Source organism: Bordetella genomosp. 1, assembly GCF_002261335.1.
GTDB lineage: Bacteria > Pseudomonadota > Gammaproteobacteria > Burkholderiales > Burkholderiaceae_B > Bordetella.
On the sequence record NZ_NEVL01000001.1, the window covers coordinates 417872 to 435753 of the forward strand.

Here is a 17882-nt window from a genome sequence, read left to right on the forward strand (position 1 = left end):
GACGTGGCGCGCGGCGCGCGCCTGCACCGGCGTGGCGGCGTGGGCGCCGGTGTAGCAGTTGCTAACGGTTGCGCGCCCAACCATCGCGCAGGCCGCCACCCCGATTCGCTACCATGCGAAACCAATGACGATCGGGGCGAGGGAGGTTGGCGTGGCGAGGGCCTGGAACTGGCGGGGGCTGACGGGAGGGGCGCTGCTGTTGCTGTGCGCCGGCGTGGCGCGCGCGGAGATCCCGGTCGAAGTGGTGGTGTTCAACTACAGCCCCGATCACGAAATCGCCGAGGTCAGCGTGCAGGGCCGCTACGTGGGCGGCGTGCATTGGCGCCGCGAAGACAGCGGCTCGAGCGCCCGCAGCATGTGCTGCATCGACGTCACGCCGGGTCGCGCCGACATCGCCTGGGAGATCGGCTGGCCGGTCAGCCTGCCCCTGCCCGAAGACGGGCTGGGCCGCTCGGCCAGCGCCGTCATTCCCGAGCCGCAGGGCAGGCCGCGCTTCCTCGGCGTGCACGTCTATGCCGACGAACACGTGGAATTCACCTTGACGCCCGAGTGGCCCGCCGAGCGGCCCGATCCCGCGGCCGCGCCGGCGGATCCCGGCGCGCCGCTCGAAGACGCGCCGGTGCGTTGATCAGCAGGCTTCGGCCGCCGTCACCGGCTGGCGCTTGCCGCGCACCTGGGCCAGCACCAGCAGCAGGCCGGCCGCGGCGATGAGCGCGCCCACGATGGGCACGGCGGCGTAGCCCATGCCGGCCGAGATCACCGCGCCGCCCGCCGCGGCCCCCACGGCGTTGCCGAGGTTGAAGGCGCCCACGTTCACCGACGAGGCCAGGCCGGGCGCATCGGAGGCCGCGCGCATCACGCGCATCTGCAGCGGCGGCACCACGGCGAAGGTGGCGAAACCCCAGATCAGCAGCGCGATGGCGGCGCCCACGTGCGTGGCGGCGAGCCACGGATAGGCCAGCATCACCGCGATGATCATGATCAGGAAGGCGATCAGGCTGCCGTTGAGCGAACGGTCGGCGAGGCGGCCACCGGCCGTGTTGCCGATCGAAAAGCCGATGCCGATCAGGACCAGCATCGCGGTCACGAAGGCGGGCGACGCGCCGGTGATCTCGGTCAGCGTCGGCGTGATGTAGGTGTAGAGCGTGAACATCGCGCCCGAGCCGAGCACGGTGGTGGCCAGCGCGGTCAGGACCGCGGGCTTGAGCAGCACCTTGAGCTCACCGCGCACGTCGGGCCGGTTGCCCGCCTCGCCGCGCGGCAGCGCGAAGAACAGCGCCGACATCGCCACCAGTCCCAGCACCGCCGTCGCGGCGAAGGACATGCGCCAGCCAATGGTCTGGCCCAGCCAGGTGGCGGCCGGCACGCCGCCCACGTTGGCGATGGTCAGCCCGAGGAACATGGTCGCCACGGCCGACGCCTGCTTGTGGCGCGGCACCACGCTGGCCGCGACCAGCGAGCCGAGCCCGAAGAAGGCGCCGTGGTTCAGGCTGGTGACCAGCCGGGCCAGCAGCAGTGTGGTGTAGTTGGGCGCGAAGGCCGACAGCAGGTTGCCGATGGTGAAGATCGCCATCAGCGCGATCAGGGCCTTGCGGCGCGACCAGCGCGACAGCGCCAGCGTCATGAGCGGCGCGCCCAGCATCACGCCGATGGCGTAGGCGCTGATGAGCAGCCCGGCAGAAGGAATGGACACGTCCACGCCCTCGGCAATCACCGGCAGCAGGCCCATCGGGGCGAATTCGGTCGTGCCGATGCCAAAGGCACCCACGGCCAGCGCGAGCAATGGCAAGCCCGCTTTGCCCGGCGTCTGCGCGCCGGCCAGTTGTGTCGTCGTCATGTGTAGCATCCATGTTGGGTGCGACCTGGCGTGACGCGAAGCGCGTGACGCCGACCCGGGGGGGGCCGGTCGCGGCCATCGGCGCGGCAGCGCGGCGACGGCATTGAGCATGGACGAAGTGTGCGCGTTATTGCAGTGCGGAAAAAGCGCTCGGGAACGAAAAGACTTTTGATGCGGGATCATGAATCGCGGGCGGATTCCCGCACCGCCCCGGCGGATTATTGCGCCGGGGGCAAGACTCAGGCGGCCGGGTCGGCCGGCGGCCGGTCGAACACCACCCGCTCGAAGAAGCCCGCCAGCACGGCCTGGGTGAGGTCGGCGGAGACGTCCTGCGGGTCGAAGGCATAGCTGAACTGCATGCCTTCGGAAAGGGCCAGCAGGCCCAGGGCGAGCTGCTCGGGCGGCATGGTCAGCGGGGTGCCCACGCGGGCCGAGAACTGGCGTGCGAACTCGGCGATGGTGACGCGCTGTTCGCGCAAAAACGAAAGAAAGCCGGCACGAAACGCGGGATCGCGGGCCGATTGCAGCTTGGCCTCGATCCACAGCAGAAAGCATTTGTTCTCGCGGTGCATCTGGCTGTAGAAGGCCAGCACGCGCGCCTCCATCTCCGCGCGGGTGGCCTGGTCGTCGAACAGCGCGGCCATCTCGCTCATCGCCGTTTCGTGGTCGCGCCGCAACAGCTCGAGGAACATCTCCGCCTTCGAGGCGAAGTTGGAATAGAAGGCCCCACGGGTGTAGCCGGCGGCCTCCGCGATGTCTTCGACACTGCTGGCCAGATAGCCCTTTGCCAGGAACAACGCCTGCGCGGCGTCCAGCAGGCGCTGGCGCGTCTGCTCCCGACTTTGCTCGCGTGTTAACCGGACTTTTGCCATGCTGTGCAGTGTAGCATCGCCCCTCACTTCAGATTCAGTATTGTATTTGAATACAGGACTGAATTAGAATCCGTCCAGGATTTCGCGCGACACCAGCCAGGTCCGGCTGGCCGCCGCCCGAACCGCATCGAGGTATGCCGTGTTCCGATCATCCGCCCGCGGCCGTTCGCGCCGTCCTTCCCGTGCCGGCGCCGGCCGCACCGTGTTGCTGGCCGCGCCGCTGTGCCTGGCCCTCCTGGCCGGTTGCGGCGGCAAGGAAGAGGCCGCCGCGCCGCCGCGCGCCGTGGTCGCCATGCCGGCCCAGCCCGACCACGCCGCGCCGCGCCTGAGCGTGCCCGGCCGCATCGACGCCCGCTACACCACGCCGCTGTCGTTCCGCGTGGGCGGCAAGATCATCGAGCGCAAGGCCCGCCTGGGCGACACCGTGGCCGCCGGCCAGGTGGTGGCGCGTCTCGACCCGGCCGACGCCGCCAAGAATGCCGCCAGCGCCAAGTCGCAGCTGGCCGCCGCGCAGCATCAGTTCGAGTTCGCGCGCCAGCAGCTCAACCGCGACCGCGCCCAGGCGCGCGAACAGCTGATCGCCGCCAGCCAGCTCGAGCAGTCGCAGAACGCCTATGCCGCGGCCCTGGCGCAGCGCGACAGCGCCGCCCAGCAGGCCGCGCTCGCCGCCGACCAGCTCAACTACACCACCCTGGTCGCCGATCATGCCGGCCTGATCACGGCCGAGCAGGCCGACACCGGCCAGAACGTGGCCGCCGGGCAGGCGGTTTACAACCTCGCGTGGTCGGGCGACATCGACGCCGTGGCCGACGTGCCGGAAAACGTGCTGGCCGGCCTCAAGATCGGACAGAAGGCCAGCGTGACCCTGCCCGCCGCGCCGGGCGAAACCTACGCGGCGACCGTGCGCGAGCTCGCGCCGGCCGCGGATCCGCAGCGCCGCACCTTCCGCATCAAGCTGACGGTGCAGGGCGCGGATCGCGCCCGCCTCGGCATGACCGCCAACATCGCGTTCGACGCCGCCACCGGCCCGGACGCCACGTTCACGCTGCCCGCCACCGCGCTGTTCCACGACGGGCCCGCGCCCGCGGTCTGGGTGGTCAAGCCCGATGACGGCGTGCTCGAGCTGCGGCGCGTCGAGGTGGCGCGCTACACCGACCGCCATGTGGTGCTGTCGAGCGGCATCAAGGAAGGCGAACGGGTGGTCTGGCAGGGCGTGCACACCGTCTCGGCCGGCCAGAAGGTGCGGCCGGTGGCGCCGCTGCATCCCGAGGACTTCGCCTCGTGAGCGCGCCGGCCCCCGACGCCCGCGACGCGCATCGCCACGAGGAAGGGCGCTTCAACCTGTCGGCCTGGGCCCTGCGCCATCAGGCCCTCGTCGTGTTCCTCATCACGCTGGCGACGCTGTTCGGCGTGCTGTCGTATTCGCAGCTGGCGCAATCCGAGGATCCGCCCTTCACGTTCCGCGTGATGGTGATCCGCACCTTCTGGCCCGGCGCCACCGCCGAGCAGGTGCGCGAGCAGGTCACCGACCGCATCGCCAAGAAGCTGCAGGAGACCCCATACACCGACTTCATGCGCAGCTACTCGCGGCCCGGCGAATCGCTGGTGTTCTTCACCATGAAAGACTCGGCGCCCGCCAAGGAAGTGCCCGAGGAGTGGTACCAGATACGCAAGAAGGTGGGCGACATCCAGGCCACGCTGCCGCGCGGCGTGCAGGGCCCGTTCTTCAACGACGAGTTCGGCGACGTCTACACCAACATCTACACGCTCGAGGGCGACGGCTTCTCGCCCGCCACGCTGCGCGACTACGCCGACGCGATGCGCACCGTGCTGCTGCGCGTGCCGGGCGTGGCCAAGGTCGACTACTTCGGCGAGCAGGAAGAGCGCATCTACGTCGAGATCCCGAACGCGCAGCTCACGCGCCTGGGCATCTCGCCCGAGGTCATCGGGCGCGCGATCGACGCGCAGAACGGCGTCAACGCGGCCGGCACGCTCACCACGGCCGACGACCGCATCTTCGTGCGCCCCTCCGGCCAGATCCAGGACGTGCGGGCGCTGGCCGAAACGCTGATCCGCGTGAACGACAGCACCGTGCGCCTGGGCGACATCGCCACGATCCGGCGCGGCTACATCGATCCGCCGGTCAGCGAGATGCGCGCCGGCGGCAAGCGCGTGCTCGGCATCGGCATCACCATGCAGCCCAGCGGCGACGTGATCAAGCTCGGCAAGGCGCTCGACGCCGAAACCGCGCGGCTCGGGGAATTCCTGCCGGCCGGCCTGACGCTCACGCAGGTCTCCAGCATGCCGCACGCGGTGTCGCATTCGGTCGACGAGTTCCTGCGCTCGGTGGCCGAGGCCGTCGTGATCGTGCTGCTGGTGAGCCTGGTATCGCTGGGCATGCGCACCGGCATGGTGGTCGTGATCTCGATTCCGATCGTGCTGGCCGTCACCGCGCTGTTCATGTATCTGTTCGACATCGGCCTGCACAAGGTCTCGCTCGGCACGCTGGTGCTGGCGCTCGGCCTGCTGGTCGACGACGCCATCATCGCGGTCGAGATGATGGCGGTGAAGCTGGAGCAGGGCTGGAACCGCGCGCGCGCCGCCGCTTTCGCCTACACCAGCACGGCATTCCCGATGCTCACCGGCACGCTCGTCACGGTGGCGGGCTTTCTGCCGATCGCGCTGGCCAAGTCCGGCACGGGTGAGTACACGCGCTCGATCTTCCAGGTGTCGGCCATCGCGCTGATCGCGTCCTGGTTCGCCGCCGTGGTGCTGATCCCGCTGCTGGGCTACCGCCTGCTGCCCGAGCGCAAGAAAGAGCCCGGGCAGGCCGACGATCACGAACACGACATCTACGACACGCGCTTCTATCGCCGCCTGCGCGGCTGGGTGGCGCGCTGCGTCGAGCGCCGCTTCTGGGTGCTGGGCGGCACGGTGCTGCTGTTCGCGGGCGCCATGGCGGCCTTCTCGCTGGTGCCGCAGCAGTTCTTCCCCAGCTCCGACCGGCCCGAGCTGCTGATCGACGTGAGCCTGGGCGAGGGCGCCTCGTTCGAGGCCACCAAGCGCCAGGTGCTGAGGCTGGAGGAAACGCTCAAGGACCGGCCCGAGATCGCACACATGGTGAGCTTCGTCGGCACCGGCGCGCCGCGCTTCTACCTGCCGCTCGACCAGAAGCTGCCGCAACCCAACTTCGCGCAGTTTATCGTCACCACCCACTCGGTTGAGGAGCGCGAGCAGCTCTCGCAGTGGCTCGCGCCGATCCTGCGCGAGCAGTATCCCGCCGTGCGCACGCGCCTCTCGCGGCTCGAGAACGGGCCGCCGGTGGGCTTCCCGGTGCAGTTCCGCATCTCGGGCGACCGTATCGAAACCGTGCGCGGCATCGCCGAGAAGCTGGCCGAAGTGGTGCGCGCCGACGCGCGCACCGCCAACGTGCAGTTCGACTGGGACGAGCCGTCCGAACGCTCGGTGCGCTTCGAGGTGGACCAGAGCAAGGCGCGCGAGGTCGGCGTGACCTCCTCCGACGTGTCGGCGTTCCTCGCCATGACGCTGTCGGGCACCACGGTGACGCAGTACCGCGAGCGCGACAAGCTGATTGCCGTGGACCTGCGCGCGCCCGCCAACGAGCGCATCGATCCGTCGCAGCTCGAAACGCTGTCGATGCCCACGCCCAACGGCCCCGTGCCGCTGGGCAGCCTGGGCCGCGTGCACTACGAGCTCGAATACGGCGTGATCTGGGAACGTGACCGCCAGCCCACCATCACGGTGCAGGCCGACGTGACCGGCACCGCCCAGGGCATCGACGTGACCCATCAGCTCGACGCCAGGCTCGACGAACTGCGCGCCGAACTGCCGGTGGGCTACCGGATCCAGATCGGCGGCTCGGTCGAGGAAAGCGAGAAGGGCCAGAGCTCCATCGTGGCGCAGATGCCGCTGATGGCGGTGGTGGTACTGACCCTGCTGATGATCCAGCTGCAGAGCTTCTCGCGCGTGATGATGGTGGTGCTGACGGCGCCGCTCGGGCTGATCGGCGTGGTGGTGGCCCTGCTGCTGTTCGCCAAGCCGTTCGGCTTCGTCGCCATGCTGGGCGTGATCGCGATGTTCGGCATCATCATGCGCAACTCGGTGATCCTGGTCGACCAGATCGAGCAGGACATCGCCGCCGGCCATCCGCGCGTCGACGCCATCGTGAGCGCCACCGTGCGGCGCTTCCGACCCATCACCCTCACGGCCGCGGCCGCGGTGCTGGCGCTGATCCCGCTGCTGCGCAGCAACTTCTTCGGCCCCATGGCCACCGCGCTGATGGGCGGCATCACCAGCGCCACCGTGCTCACGGTGTTCTTCCTGCCCGCGCTGTATGCCGCCTGGTTCCGCGTGCGCAACGACGAACGCGACGAGCCGCCCGGCGTGCCGCCGGGCGCCGATGCCGGCCACCAGATCCACCCCGACGCCGCGGGCAACGCCACATGATGACGCGCAGATTCCTTCCCGTTACGGCGCGCCCGGCGCGCCTGAGCGCCAGCCTCACCGTGCTGGCCCTGGCCCTGGCCGGCTGCGCGCTCGGCCCGGATGGCCGCGCGCCCGAGATGCCGGCGCCGGCGCAGTACGGCGTCGCGCCCGTGCCCGCGCAGAGCGCCACGGCGCAGGGCGTGGCTCAGTCGTTCGAGCCGGCCGCCGTGCCCGCGCCGGCGTGGTGGTCGCAGTTCGGTTCGCCCGAGCTCGACGCGCTGGTGAGCGAGGGGCTGGCCAACAGTCCCGACCTGGCGGCCGCCGACCGCAACCTGGCGGCGGCGCGCGAACAGTTGCGCGCGCAAGTGGGCGAATCGATGCTGCCCAGCATTGACGCCGGCGCGCAGGTCGACCGCCAGCGCGCCCTCACCATGCCGATGGTGGAGCCGCCCACCATGCTCTACAACACCTTCGTGGGCCAGGTGCGCGCGCAGTACACCTTCGATCTGTTCGGGGCGGCGCGCTATGCCAACACGGCGCTCGCCGCGCGGGTGGACCAGCAGGCGCACCGCCTCGAGGCCTCGCGCCGCGCGCTGGCCGCCAACATCGTGACCGGCGCGATCCGCTCTGCGGCGCTGGCGCGCCAGGTCGAACTTAGCACGCGCCAGGTGGCCCTGTCGCGCCAGGTGGCGCAGGATGCGCGGCGCCGCTTCGAGCTCGGCTCGGCGTCGCAACAGGAAGCCCTCGACGCGGAACAGAACGCCGGCGACCTCGCGGCCTCGCTGCCGGGCCTGCGCAGCCAATGGCAGGCCACGCGCCATGCGCTGGCCGTGCTGCTCGGCCGCACGCCCGACCAGGCGCCGCCCGATTTGGATTTCGATCGCATCGTGGTGCCGCCGAAGGTGCCGGTGAGTGTGCCGTCGCAGCTGCTGGCGAACCGGCCCGACGTGCAGGCGGCCGCGGTGGCGCTCGAGGGCGCCGCGGCGGAGATCGGGGCGCGCACCGCGCAAATGCTGCCCAGCCTGTCGCTGTCGGCATCGATGGGCCGCGGCGGCTTCGACTGGCCCACGGCGATGTCGGGGGCGGGCGGCGCGATCTGGGCCATCGGCGCGGGGCTGACGCAGCCGCTGTTCCACGGCGGCGCGTTGCGCGCGCAACGACGTGCCGCGATCGAGACCTACGAAGGCGCGGCCGACACCTATCGCCAGACCGTGCTGGCGGCGTTCCGCAACGTGGCCGACGGCCTGGCCGCGCTGGAGGCCGACAACGAGGCGCTGGCGGCCGCCGAGGCCGCGCGCCAGGCGGCCGAGGGCTCGTTCCGCAACACCGCGCGCCGCGTGGAACTCGGCGCGCTGCCGGGCTACCAGGGCCGTGCCGCCGAGCAGGCTTACCTGCAGGCCCGTCTGCGCGAGCTCAACTACGCCACCGCGCGCCTGGCCGACACGGCCACGCTGTTCCATGCCATGGGCGGCGCCCCGGCGCCGCAGCCGCAGACGGCGCAGGCCGCGCCGCCGGCCCAGCCCGTCACGCGTTGAGACGGCGCCGCGCTCAGTCCGACAGCTCGCGCATCACGCGGTAGAGGTCGCTCTTGCCCTCGAAGCCGATGCCGGGCAGCTCGGGCATGGTGATGTGGCCGTCCTCGACCTTCACGCCATCGGGGAAGCCGCCGAACGGCTGGAACAGGTCGGGGTAGCTTTCGTTGCCGCCCAGGCCGAGCCCGGCCGCGATGTTGAGCGACATCTGGTGGCCGCCGTGCGGGATGCAGCGCTCGGCCTTCCAGCCGTGCTGATGCAGCATCTCGAGCGTGCGCAGGTATTCCACCAGCCCGTAGCTGAGCGCGCAGTCGAACTGCAGGTAGTCGCGGTCGGCGCGCATGCCGCCGTAGCGGATCAGGTTGCGCGCGTCCTGCATCGAGAACAGGTTCTCGCCGGTCGCCATCGGGCGGTCGTAGTAGTTGCGCAGCATGGCCTGCAGCTCGAAGTCGAGCGGGTCGCCCGCCTCCTCGTACCAGAACAGATCGTAGTCCGACAGCGCCTTGGCGTAGCGTACGGCGGTGTCGAGATCGAAGCGGCCATTGGCGTCCACGGCCAGTTTCTGGCCGTCCTGCAGCACGCTCAGGATCGAATCGATGCGGCGCAGGTCCTCGTCGAGCGAGGCGCCGCCGATCTTCTTCTTCACCACCGTATAGCCCCGGTCGATGTAGCTGCGCATCTCGTCCTTGAGCTTGCCGTGGTCCTGGCCCGGGTAGTAGTAGCCGCCCGCCGCATAGACGAACACGCGGCGCTCGGGCCGGCCGTTGCCGTAGCGTTCGGCCAGCAGCTGGAACAGCGGCTTGCCTTCGATCTTGGCCACCGCATCCCAGATCGCCATGTCGATGGTGCCGATCGCGACCGAGCGCTCGCCATGGCCGCCCGGCTTTTCGTTGGTGTACATCGTGTTCCACACCTTGTGCGGATCGAGGTTGTTGCCGCTGGCATCCTGCAGCGCCTCGGGCCGGGCTTCGAGCAGGCGCGGGATGAAGCGCTCGCGCATCAGCATGCCCTGGCCGTAGCGGCCGTTGGAGTTGAAGCCGTAGCCCACCACCGGCTTGCCGTCGCGGATCACGTCGGTGATGACCGCCACCAGACTCAGCGTCATCTTGCTGAAGTCGATGTAGGCGTTGCGGATGGGCGAGCTGATGGGAAGGGTGCGTTCGCGGATGTCGACGATGCGCATGGCGGTCTCCTGGATGTGTCGTGCAGTTCGAGCCTCCAGCTTAGGTCTTGCCGGCCGCGCTGACTGTGAACCAGATTCACTTTATTATTTACTTATGGTGAATACTGAAAGGCCCGCGCATGAAGACCGATCTCGCGTCTGAACTGAGTTTTTTCGTGCGCGTGGCGCGCCTGGGCAGCCTGTCGGCGGCGGCGCGCGAGCTGGATCTCAGCCCCGCGGCCGCCACCAAGCGGCTGGCCGGCATGGAGGCGCGCCTGGGCGTGCGGCTGCTCAACCGCAGCACGCGCAACGTCAGCCTCACCACCGAGGGCGAGACCTACCTGCACCACGCCACCCGCATCCTGGCCGACCTGCGCGCCATGGAGGAGGCGGTGAGCAGCGCGGGCACCGAGCCGCGCGGCCTGCTGCGCGTCAACGCCACGCTGGGCTTCGGGCGCACCGTGATCGCGCCGCTGGTGTCGGCCTTCTGCAAGCGCCATCCCGGCGTCGAGGTGCAGCTCGACGTCACCGATCGCCCGGTCGAGCTGATCGAAAGCGGCATGGACCTGGCGGTGCGCTTCGGCACGCTGCCCGACAAGCGCCTGCGCGCGCGCCGCATCCTGAGCAACCGCCGGCTGCTGTGCGCATCGCCCGCCTACCTGAAACGCCATGGCGAGCCGCGCACGCTGGCCGACCTGGCGCAGCACCGCTGCATCATCCACCGCCAGAACGACGAGGCCCACGGGGTCTGGCGTTTCCAGCGCGACGGCGCCACGGATTCGATCAAGGTGAGCGGCGCGCTCGCCAGCAACGACGGCGACATCGTGCTGGGCTGGGCGCTCGACGGCCACGGCATCCTGATCCGCTCCGAGTGGGACCTGGCCAAGTATCTGGAGAGCGGGCGGCTGCGGGTGCTGCTGGCCGACTACGCGCTGCCGTCGGCCGATCTGTTCGTGTACTACCCGCAGCGCCGCAGCCAGACGGCGCGGGCGCGCATGTTCATCGATTTCCTGGTCGAGCACCTGCAGCCGCGCCCGCCCCAATGAAAAAGCCGCCCGGCGCCAGCAGGCGCCCGGGCGGCTCCAGGCCGGGTCGGGCGGGGCTCAGGCCAGCGCGGTGCGCGCCGGCGCCGCCAGCGCATCGGCGCCGCTGTCGATCACCATGCCGTCGGGCAGCTTGAAGATCGCCACCGCCTCGCGCAGGCGGTCGGCCTGGTTCTCGAGCGACGAGGCCGCCGCCGCGGCTTCCTCCACCAGCGCCGCGTTCTGTTGCGTCACGGCGTCCATCTGCGAGACGGCCAGGTTGACCTGGTCGATGCCGCTGGCCTGCTCCTGCGAGGCGGCCGAGATTTCGCCCATGATGTCGGTCACGCGGCGCACCGAGTCGAGGATCTCGGTCATCGTGCCGCCCGCGGTCTGCACCTGCTGCGAGCCCTGCTGGACCTTGCCGGTCGAATCCTCGATGAGGCCCTTGATCTCCTTGGCGGCGCCCGCGCTGCGCTGCGCCAGGCTGCGCACTTCGGTGGCGACCACGGCAAAGCCCTTGCCCTGTTCGCCGGCGCGCGCCGCTTCCACGGCCGCGTTGAGCGCCAGGATGTTGGTCTGGAACGCGATGCTGTCGATCACGCCCACGATTTCGGAGATGCGTTTCGAGCTGTCGGCGATCGCACCCATCGTCTGCACCACGCCGGCCACGGCTTCGTGACCGCGCTCGGCCACGCTCGAGGCGGTGGCGGCCATCTGGTTGGCCTGGCGCGCGTTCTCGGCGTTCTGCTTCACGGTCGACGAGAGCTCTTCCATGCTCGACGCGGTCTCTTCGAGCGAGGCGGCCTGTTCTTCGGTGCGGGCCGACAGGTCGTTGTTGCCGGCCGCGATCTCGCGCGTGCCGAGGTGGATCTCGTCCACGCCATGGCGCACCTGGCGCACCGTCGTCACCAGGCCGTCCTGCATGCCCTTGAGCGCCGACAGCAGGGCGCCGACCTCGTTCTTCCCGGCGTCGGGCACGCGGTTGGCGAGGTTGCCTGCCGCGATGCGGCGGGACAGCTCGCCGGCCTGCTGCAGCGGGCCCACGATGATGCGCTTGATCATCATCGAGGTCGCCACCGCCACCGTCAGGCCGATGACGAGGACCACGGCGAGCAGCGTGGTGAACAGCGAGGAGAAGTCGGTGATGGTCTGCATGGCGGACTCGCCGCCGGCCTCGGTGGCTTCGATGAAGCCGTTGCGCGCCTTCAGATAGGTGTCCTGCACGCCCTGGGTGCCCTGCTTGAGGTAAGCCTCCATGTCGCCCGCCTGCAGCACGTCACCCACGCGCTTCAGGTTGGCGCTGTAGGCGTGGTAGGCCTGCACCAGCGCGGCCGAGCTCTGCCGATCGGTGTCGTCGAGCGACTTCTCGAAGATGGCGAAGCTCTTGTCGGCGCGCGCCACGAACTCGCGCGCGGACAGCAGCGACGCGTTCTCCGAGCCCTTGCCCTGCGCCACGCGGGTGGCATAGCGGCTCAGGTCGGTGCGGGCCGCGACCAGCGAGAGCGAGGCGGCATTGACCGAGTTGCTCTGGATCACCGAGCTGCGATAGAGAGCGTGCACGTCGGTGCCCACCCGCGACAGCGCGAAGTAGCCCGAGCCGCCGAGCAGCAGTTGAAAGCCGAAGAAAACGACGATCACGCCCATCAGCGTGGTCGCGATCCTGATGTCACGAAAGATTCCCATGTCCTGGTCCTGGCGAGAGGGCGCGGATCGGGGGAAACCGCGCGTGGAAGACGCAAGCGTGCGCCGTGCGGCAAGGGGGCGCGGGAGGGCGGGGGCCGGGGATCGGCGCACGATGCTCTCCGGATAACGGCAGGATGGACGCGATCTTTAGGGGTTAACCCGGATCGATGCCGGGCGGACAAAAACGAGCGCCGCGCACCGTTGCGGTGCGCGGCGCCATTTTCGTGTGCCGACGGTGAGGAATGTTGCGGCAGCGCCGCCGCCTACGCCGCGCGCATGAGCCTCACGGGCGCCGACTTGTAGGCCGGGGTGCCGCTCTGCGGGTCGCGGTTGTCCAGGTTCACCAGCACGTTGGCCTCCGGGTAGTAGGCGGCCACGCAGCCGCGCGGGATGTCATAGACCACGGCCGTGTAGTGCTCGAGCCGCGCGGGCTGGCCGTGCGCCGGATCGGTGGCGGCCTCCAGCGTGATGCGGTCGCCCTCGGCCAGGCCGCGGGCGGCCAGGTCGAAGGCGTTGACGAACACCACGTCGCGCCGGCCGAACACGCCGCGATAGCGGTCGTCGAAGCCGTAGAGCGTGGTGTTGTACTGGTCGTGGCTGCGCAGCGTGGTCAGCGTGAGCACGTCGGCCGGCCGCGGCGCGTCCTCGCGCATGCCCTTGAACACCAGGAACTGCGCCTTGCCGGAGGGCGTCTTCCAGACGCGCTCGGTGGGGCCGAGGGGCAGGCGGAATCCGCCCGGTTCGCGCACGCGCTCGTTGTAGCGCGCAAAGGCCGGCAGCACGCCCTCGATGGCGTCGCGGATCAGGTCGTAGTTGGCCACCATGCCTTCCCAGTCGATGCCGTGGCGCGTGCCCAGCACGGCGCGCGCCAGGCCGGCCACGATGGCCGGCTCCGAGCGCACGTGCGGCGAGGGCGGTGGCAGCGCGCCGCGCGAGGCATGCACCATCGACATCGAATCCTCCACCGTGACCGACTGCGGTCCGCTGGCCTGCACGTCGAGTTCGGTGCGGCCCAGGCAGGGCAGCAGCAGGTTCTCGCGCGCCAGCAGCAGGTGCGAGCGGTTCAGCTTGGTGGCGATGTGCACCGCGCAGTCGAGCTTGCGCACGGCGGCGTGGGTGCGCGCGGTATCGGGCATGGCCACCGCCAGGTTGCCGCCCAGCGCCACCAGCACGCGCGAGCGGCCCGCCAGCATGGCCTCGATGGCCTCGACCGCGTCGTGGCCCTTCGCGGCCGGCGGCACGAAGCCGAAGACGCGTTCGATGCCGGCGCGCAGCGCGGCCGGCGCCTTCTCGTCGATGCCCACCGTGCGGTCGCCCTGCACGTTCGAATGCCCGCGCAACGGGCAGATGCCGGCGCCGGGCTTGCCGAAGTTGCCGCGCAGCAGCAGCAGATTGGCGATCTGCTGCACGTTCTCGGTGCCGCGCGCGTGCTGCGTGATGCCCATGCCGTAGCAGACCAGGGCCGACTTGGCGCGGCAATACAGGGTGGCGACGTGTTCCAGGTCGGCCTGGCGCAGCCCGCTCACGGCCTCGATCCGCGCCCAGGGCGTGGCGTCCAGGTCGGCCACGAGCGCGTCGAAGCCCTCGGTGTGTTCGGCCAGGAATGCCCGGTCGAGCGTGCCGGCGCCGCCCGCGGCGCGATCGGCCGCGTCCAGCGCCAGCACCGCCTTCATCACGCCCTTGAGCGCGGCGGCGTCGCCGCCCACGTTCACCTGCAGATAGGTGGTCGCGATCGGCGTGGCGCCCATGGTGGCCATCTCGACCGGCGACTGGGGCGAGGCAAAGCGCTCGAGCGCGCGCTCCTTGAGCGGGTTGAACACGATGATGGGCACGCCGCGGCGCGCCGCTTCGCGCAGCGTCGCCATCATGCGCGGATGGTTGGTGCCCGGGTTGTGGCCCATCGAGATGATGAGCTCGGTCTCGTCGAAGTCGTCCAGCGAGACCGTGCCCTTGCCGATCCCGATGGCCTGCGGCAGGCCCACGCTGGTGGCCTCGTGGCACATGTTCGAGCAGTCCGGGAAGTTGTTGGTGCCGTAGGCGCGCACGAACAGCTGGTACAGGAAGGCGGCTTCGTTGGAGGCCCGGCCGGAGGTGTAGAACTCCGCCATGTCCGGGTCGGGCAGGGCATTGAGCGCGGCGGCGGCGCGGGCGAAGGCCTCGTCCCATTCGATCGGCAGATAGCGGTCGGAGGCGGCGTCGTACGCCATCGGGTGCGTGAGCCGGCCCAGGTCTTCGAGCGCGTGGTCGTTCCAGCCGAGCAGCTCGGTCACGGTATGGCGGGCAAACACCTCGGGCGAGGCGCGTTTGCGGGTCGCCTCCCAGGTCACGGCCTTGGCGCCGTTTTCACAGAACTCGAACGTCGAGGTGTGCTTGGGATCGGGCCAGGCGCAACCCGGGCAGTCGAAGCCGTCGGGCTGGTTGTTGCGCAACAGGATGCGCGGCCCGGTCACCACGTTCATCTGCGTGCGGATGGTCTGGGCGACGGCGCGCAGGGCATCCCAGCCGCCGGCGGGATGATGATACGGGCGGATGCCTTCGGGGTTTTCGTTCGACATGAGGGGCTCGCCCGGACCGGGCAGGGAAGGATTGCAGTGCCGTCTTTTTACACCGGCGCGCGTGAGCGCCCCGTCAAGCGCGCGTCGGCGGTGGGGCTTTCTTTGGTATGCGGCGCCGATACGCCGGTATGAATGCGGGCCTCAGGGCGCCCGTGCCAGCGCGGGCGCCGCGAGGGCATGGACCCGCGGCGAGTGCTGCAGCGTGCTGGGCAGCAGGTAGTTGCCGGGCAAAAGCGGAATCGCCAGCGGCGTGAAGCGCACCTGCAGGTCCACGCCCGCGTCCCGCCAGGCCTGCCACATCAGCGCCGTGCAGTAGGTGCCGCCGTCCTGCGCCAGCCGGAACGGCTCGCCGCGCGCGGCCAGGGCGGCCTTCACCGCGGCCTCGCGCTCGGCGGCGCTGGCGCGCACGGCATACACCGCATAGTGCTCGGCGCGGGCCGGATCGGTGTAGAACGCGAGGTCATCGAGCACCACGCCATCGGCGCGGCCGGGCACCTCGGCGGGCGTGGCGTGCACGACCTGCCAGCCGGCGGGGCCGCGCACCAGCATGCCGACGTGGCTGAACTCGCCATCGTCGACCGCCATCACCGCATCGCTGACGGCCTCGGTGCCCTTGCGGAAGATCAGGTCGCCGGGAAGCGCCTGCGGCGGCAGCACGGGCTGGGCCCACGCGGCCGCCGTGGCGGCCAGCGCGAGGGCGACGCAGGCCGCGCGCGACCCGCGCGCCCGGCCCGGCCGGCTTACTTCAGGCGCAGCTTCCACGCGCCGTCTTCCTGCACCAGGCGGTGCGTCTCGGTCACGTCCTTGCCGTTCTTGAACACCAGGCGCGTGCGCACCACGGCGGTCTTGCTCTGCTCGTCGACCTTGGATTCCAGCGTCTCGACCTTGTCGACGCCGCCGTTGGTCTGGATGCGGCGCTGCATCTCGCCGACGATCATCTGCACCTTGCCCTTGGCCTGCAGCATCTGGTTTTCCGGCACGCCGGCGAACGAGATCTGTTCGACCGCCTTGTCCACGTCGCCCTTCTCGGCCGCGCGGTAGAGCGCCTCGACGGTGGATTCGGGTTTGCCGCCCGAGCATGCCGTCAGGGCGACGGCGAAAAAGGCCAACCACAACACTTGGAACGCGCGCGCGACGACCCGCATGAAACTGCTCCTGTAATGAGAGAAAAAAGGCGCGCCATAGTAGCAATGCGCGCGCAGGCCGCCGGCGTGCCGCAAGCGGCGCGAAAGCGCTTTGTTTACAGGGGTTTGAGACGCCGCGGGGGCGGGTCGCGGCGCAGGGGCGGGAGTTCTGACCCGATCGTGCAAAGTGTGACCACTTGCGTCGCCGGGCCAGCGCGCGACCGGCTCAGACGTCGCCGGGCGCGTCGCGCGAGATCTGGATTTCCACGCCGACGGCGGCGCAGTCGGCAAAGGCCATCGGCTTGGAGACGCGCAGGCGCAGCGCGCGCACTTCGCGGAATTCGGCCAGCAGGCGGGCCGCCACTTGCTCCACCAGCGTCTCGATCAGGTTGACGTGGGCCTGGGTGCATTCCTCGACGATGGCCTCGCGCAGGCGCCGGTAGTCGAGCACGCTGTGGATGTCGTGGTCATCGACGGCGCGGTCGACGTCGATGTCGAACTCCGCGTCCACGTGCAGCGGCTGGCTGGCGCGGCGCTCGTGTTCGAGGATGCCGATGCGGGCATCGAGCGCGAGCCCGGAAATGAAGATACGGCGAGTCGGCATGGTGCGGGCCTGTCTGGAACAATCGCGAGATTGTACGGCGGCGCGCGCCGCGGCGGCGCCCGCGATGGCCACTGACTACAATCGGCGCTAAATCACCCCGGCCGCGCCGCGCGCGGCCGACCTCGGATGGAGCAAGATGCAGCACGTTTTCGACGCGGTCATCATCGGCGCCGGTCCCGCGGGAGCCTCCTGCGCGATCTGGCTCGCCCGGCTGGGCCTGGCGCCCCTGCTGGTCGAGGCGGGCGACCAGGTGGGCGGGCTCACCCACGACAACCCGTTCGCCGACGACTGGATCGTGGCCCTGCCGGGCAAGACCGGGCAGGAGGTCGCGGCCAATATCGCCGAGAGCGTGGCCGCGGCCGGGGTGCCGCTCGCCCTGCGCACCCGGGCGGTTTCGGTGCGGCCCTGCAAGGCCGGCGTCGAGGTGGGTTTGCAGGGCCCCGACGGCGCGCGCGCGGTGAGCGGCCGTTCGCTGGTGATCGCCTCCGGCGTGCGCGCCCGCAACCTGCCCGGCCATCCGCCGCAGTCGCGCTGGCCGGGCGTGCTGATCGGGCCCGGCTCGCCCATCGTGGCGCAGGATTACTCGGGCCTGCGCGTGGCCGTGCTGGGCGGGGGCGACAACGCCTTCGAGAATTTCGTCTACGTGCGCAACCGGGGCGCGGCCGAGGTGCAGCTCTACGCGCGCAGCGTGCGGGCGCAGCAGCAGTGGGTCACGCGGGCCGGCAGCGAGCACGTGCGCATCGGGCCCTACGAGGTCGATCCGCAGGCGCGCACGGTCGATGGCCGCGCCTTCGACCTGATCCTGGTGTTCTATGGCTGGGAGCCGCAGGCGGGCTTTGCCGACAGCCTCGACCTGGCGCGCGACGAGCGCGGCTACATCCGCACCGATTTCGCCTCGGCCCAGACCAGCCTGCCCGACGTGTATGCGGTGGGCGAGGTGTCGCACCGCATGCATCCCTGCGTGGTGACGGCGATGGCCGACGGCGTGGTCGCGGCCAAGGCCATCCAGCGCCGCTGGGAGCGGCCGGCGGATTGAGCCGCC

14 protein-coding genes are annotated in these 17882 nt (G+C 70.4%); 6 read left to right on the plus strand and 8 right to left on the minus strand.

The window, feature by feature from the left end; translation table 11 throughout:
- Positions 1-151 precede the first annotated feature (151 nt).
- Entirely contained in the window at positions 152-628 is a 477-nt protein-coding gene (locus tag CEG14_RS01930; RefSeq protein WP_141243275.1) for a hypothetical protein, read from the plus strand.
- On the opposite strand, the gene CEG14_RS01935 is transcribed toward CEG14_RS01930, so the two are convergent.
- Together CEG14_RS01935 and CEG14_RS01940 are read right to left on the minus strand one after the other, a co-directional pair.
- Positions 629-1837 (minus strand): MFS transporter, encoded by a 1209-nt coding sequence (locus CEG14_RS01935; protein ID WP_094824665.1) that lies wholly within the window; start codon positions 1835-1837, stop codon positions 629-631. It lies immediately after the preceding gene.
- A gap of 239 nt (positions 1838-2076) precedes the next feature.
- Positions 2077-2709, minus strand: coding sequence for a TetR/AcrR family transcriptional regulator (locus CEG14_RS01940; RefSeq protein WP_094824666.1), 633 nt, complete (start codon positions 2707-2709; stop codon positions 2077-2079).
- Positions 2710-2911: 202 nt separating this feature from the next.
- Between CEG14_RS01940 and CEG14_RS01945 the strand changes: the two genes are divergently transcribed.
- From CEG14_RS01945 to CEG14_RS01955, 3 genes are read left to right on the plus strand one after another with little or no spacing between them, the layout of a single operon-like run.
- Positions 2912-3994, plus strand: a complete 1083-nt coding sequence (locus CEG14_RS01945; RefSeq protein WP_255032114.1) for an efflux RND transporter periplasmic adaptor subunit — start codon at positions 2912-2914, stop codon at positions 3992-3994.
- A complete protein-coding gene (locus CEG14_RS01950; RefSeq protein WP_094824667.1) occupies positions 3991-7176 on the plus strand; it encodes an efflux RND transporter permease subunit in 3186 nt (1061 codons plus the stop codon). Before CEG14_RS01945 ends, CEG14_RS01950 begins: the two co-directional genes overlap by 4 nt.
- Positions 7176-8690, plus strand: coding sequence for an efflux transporter outer membrane subunit (locus CEG14_RS01955; protein WP_094825251.1), 1515 nt, complete (start codon positions 7176-7178; stop codon positions 8688-8690). Before CEG14_RS01950 ends, CEG14_RS01955 begins: the two co-directional genes overlap by 1 nt.
- 13 nt (positions 8691-8703) lie before the next feature.
- Here CEG14_RS01955 and CEG14_RS01960 read toward each other — a convergent pair whose 3' ends face one another.
- Positions 8704-9870 (minus strand): mandelate racemase/muconate lactonizing enzyme family protein, encoded by a 1167-nt coding sequence (locus CEG14_RS01960; protein ID WP_094824668.1) that lies wholly within the window; start codon positions 9868-9870, stop codon positions 8704-8706.
- Positions 9871-9989: 119 nt separating this feature from the next.
- Here CEG14_RS01960 and CEG14_RS01965 point away from each other — a divergent pair, with 119 nt between their 5' ends.
- Entirely contained in the window at positions 9990-10895 is a 906-nt protein-coding gene (locus CEG14_RS01965) for a LysR substrate-binding domain-containing protein (protein ID WP_094824669.1), read from the plus strand.
- A 57-nt stretch (positions 10896-10952) separates the two neighbouring features.
- Here CEG14_RS01965 and CEG14_RS26735 read toward each other — a convergent pair whose 3' ends face one another.
- The 5 genes from CEG14_RS26735 to folB all read right to left on the minus strand — a co-directional run bounded on the left by CEG14_RS26735 (position 10953) and on the right by folB (position 16840).
- Positions 10953-12557, minus strand: coding sequence for a methyl-accepting chemotaxis protein (locus tag CEG14_RS26735; protein WP_094824670.1), 1605 nt, complete (start codon positions 12555-12557; stop codon positions 10953-10955).
- A gap of 263 nt (positions 12558-12820) precedes the next feature.
- Positions 12821-15112 (minus strand): FdhF/YdeP family oxidoreductase, encoded by a 2292-nt coding sequence (locus CEG14_RS01975; protein WP_094824671.1) that lies wholly within the window; start codon positions 15110-15112, stop codon positions 12821-12823.
- Positions 15113-15253: 141 nt separating this feature from the next.
- A complete protein-coding gene (locus CEG14_RS01980) occupies positions 15254-15874 on the minus strand; it encodes a YiiX/YebB-like N1pC/P60 family cysteine hydrolase (protein ID WP_255032075.1) in 621 nt (206 codons plus the stop codon).
- On the minus strand, positions 15853-16257 hold the full coding sequence (locus CEG14_RS01985) for a DUF4878 domain-containing protein (protein ID WP_094824672.1): 405 nt from the start codon (positions 16255-16257) through the stop codon (positions 15853-15855). Before CEG14_RS01985 ends, CEG14_RS01980 begins: the two co-directional genes overlap by 22 nt.
- Positions 16258-16462: 205 nt before the next feature.
- The gene (gene folB / locus CEG14_RS01990; protein ID WP_094824673.1) at positions 16463-16840 is read right to left on the minus strand and encodes a dihydroneopterin aldolase; all 378 of its coding nucleotides are present in this window, start codon (positions 16838-16840) and stop codon (positions 16463-16465) included.
- Positions 16841-16976: 136 nt separating this feature from the next.
- Between folB and CEG14_RS01995 the strand changes: the two genes are divergently transcribed.
- Positions 16977-17876: an NAD(P)/FAD-dependent oxidoreductase gene (locus CEG14_RS01995; protein ID WP_094824674.1), complete on the plus strand. Its 900-nt coding sequence runs from the start codon at positions 16977-16979 to the stop codon at positions 17874-17876.
- Positions 17877-17882 lie beyond the last annotated feature (6 nt).

What these genes read in the sequence shown, in the direction of transcription:
- CEG14_RS01935 (WP_094824665.1), bottom strand. Translation starts at nt 1,837, where the DNA reads ATGACGACGACACAACTGGCCGGCGCGCAGACGCCGGGCAAAGCGGGC.
- CEG14_RS01940 (WP_094824666.1), bottom strand. Translation starts at nt 2,709, where the DNA reads ATGGCAAAAGTCCGGTTAACACGCGAGCAAAGTCGGGAGCAGACGCGC.
- CEG14_RS01955 (WP_094825251.1), top strand. Translation starts at nt 7,176, where the DNA reads ATGACGCGCAGATTCCTTCCCGTTACGGCGCGCCCGGCGCGCCTGAGC.
- CEG14_RS01960 (WP_094824668.1), bottom strand. Translation starts at nt 9,870, where the DNA reads ATGCGCATCGTCGACATCCGCGAACGCACCCTTCCCATCAGCTCGCCC.
- CEG14_RS01965 (WP_094824669.1), top strand. Translation starts at nt 9,990, where the DNA reads ATGAAGACCGATCTCGCGTCTGAACTGAGTTTTTTCGTGCGCGTGGCG.
- CEG14_RS26735 (WP_094824670.1), bottom strand. Translation starts at nt 12,557, where the DNA reads ATGGGAATCTTTCGTGACATCAGGATCGCGACCACGCTGATGGGCGTG.
- CEG14_RS01975 (WP_094824671.1), bottom strand. Translation starts at nt 15,112, where the DNA reads ATGTCGAACGAAAACCCCGAAGGCATCCGCCCGTATCATCATCCCGCC.
- CEG14_RS01985 (WP_094824672.1), bottom strand. Translation starts at nt 16,257, where the DNA reads ATGCGGGTCGTCGCGCGCGCGTTCCAAGTGTTGTGGTTGGCCTTTTTC.
- folB (WP_094824673.1), bottom strand. Translation starts at nt 16,840, where the DNA reads ATGCCGACTCGCCGTATCTTCATTTCCGGGCTCGCGCTCGATGCCCGC.
- CEG14_RS01995 (WP_094824674.1), top strand. Translation starts at nt 16,977, where the DNA reads ATGCAGCACGTTTTCGACGCGGTCATCATCGGCGCCGGTCCCGCGGGA.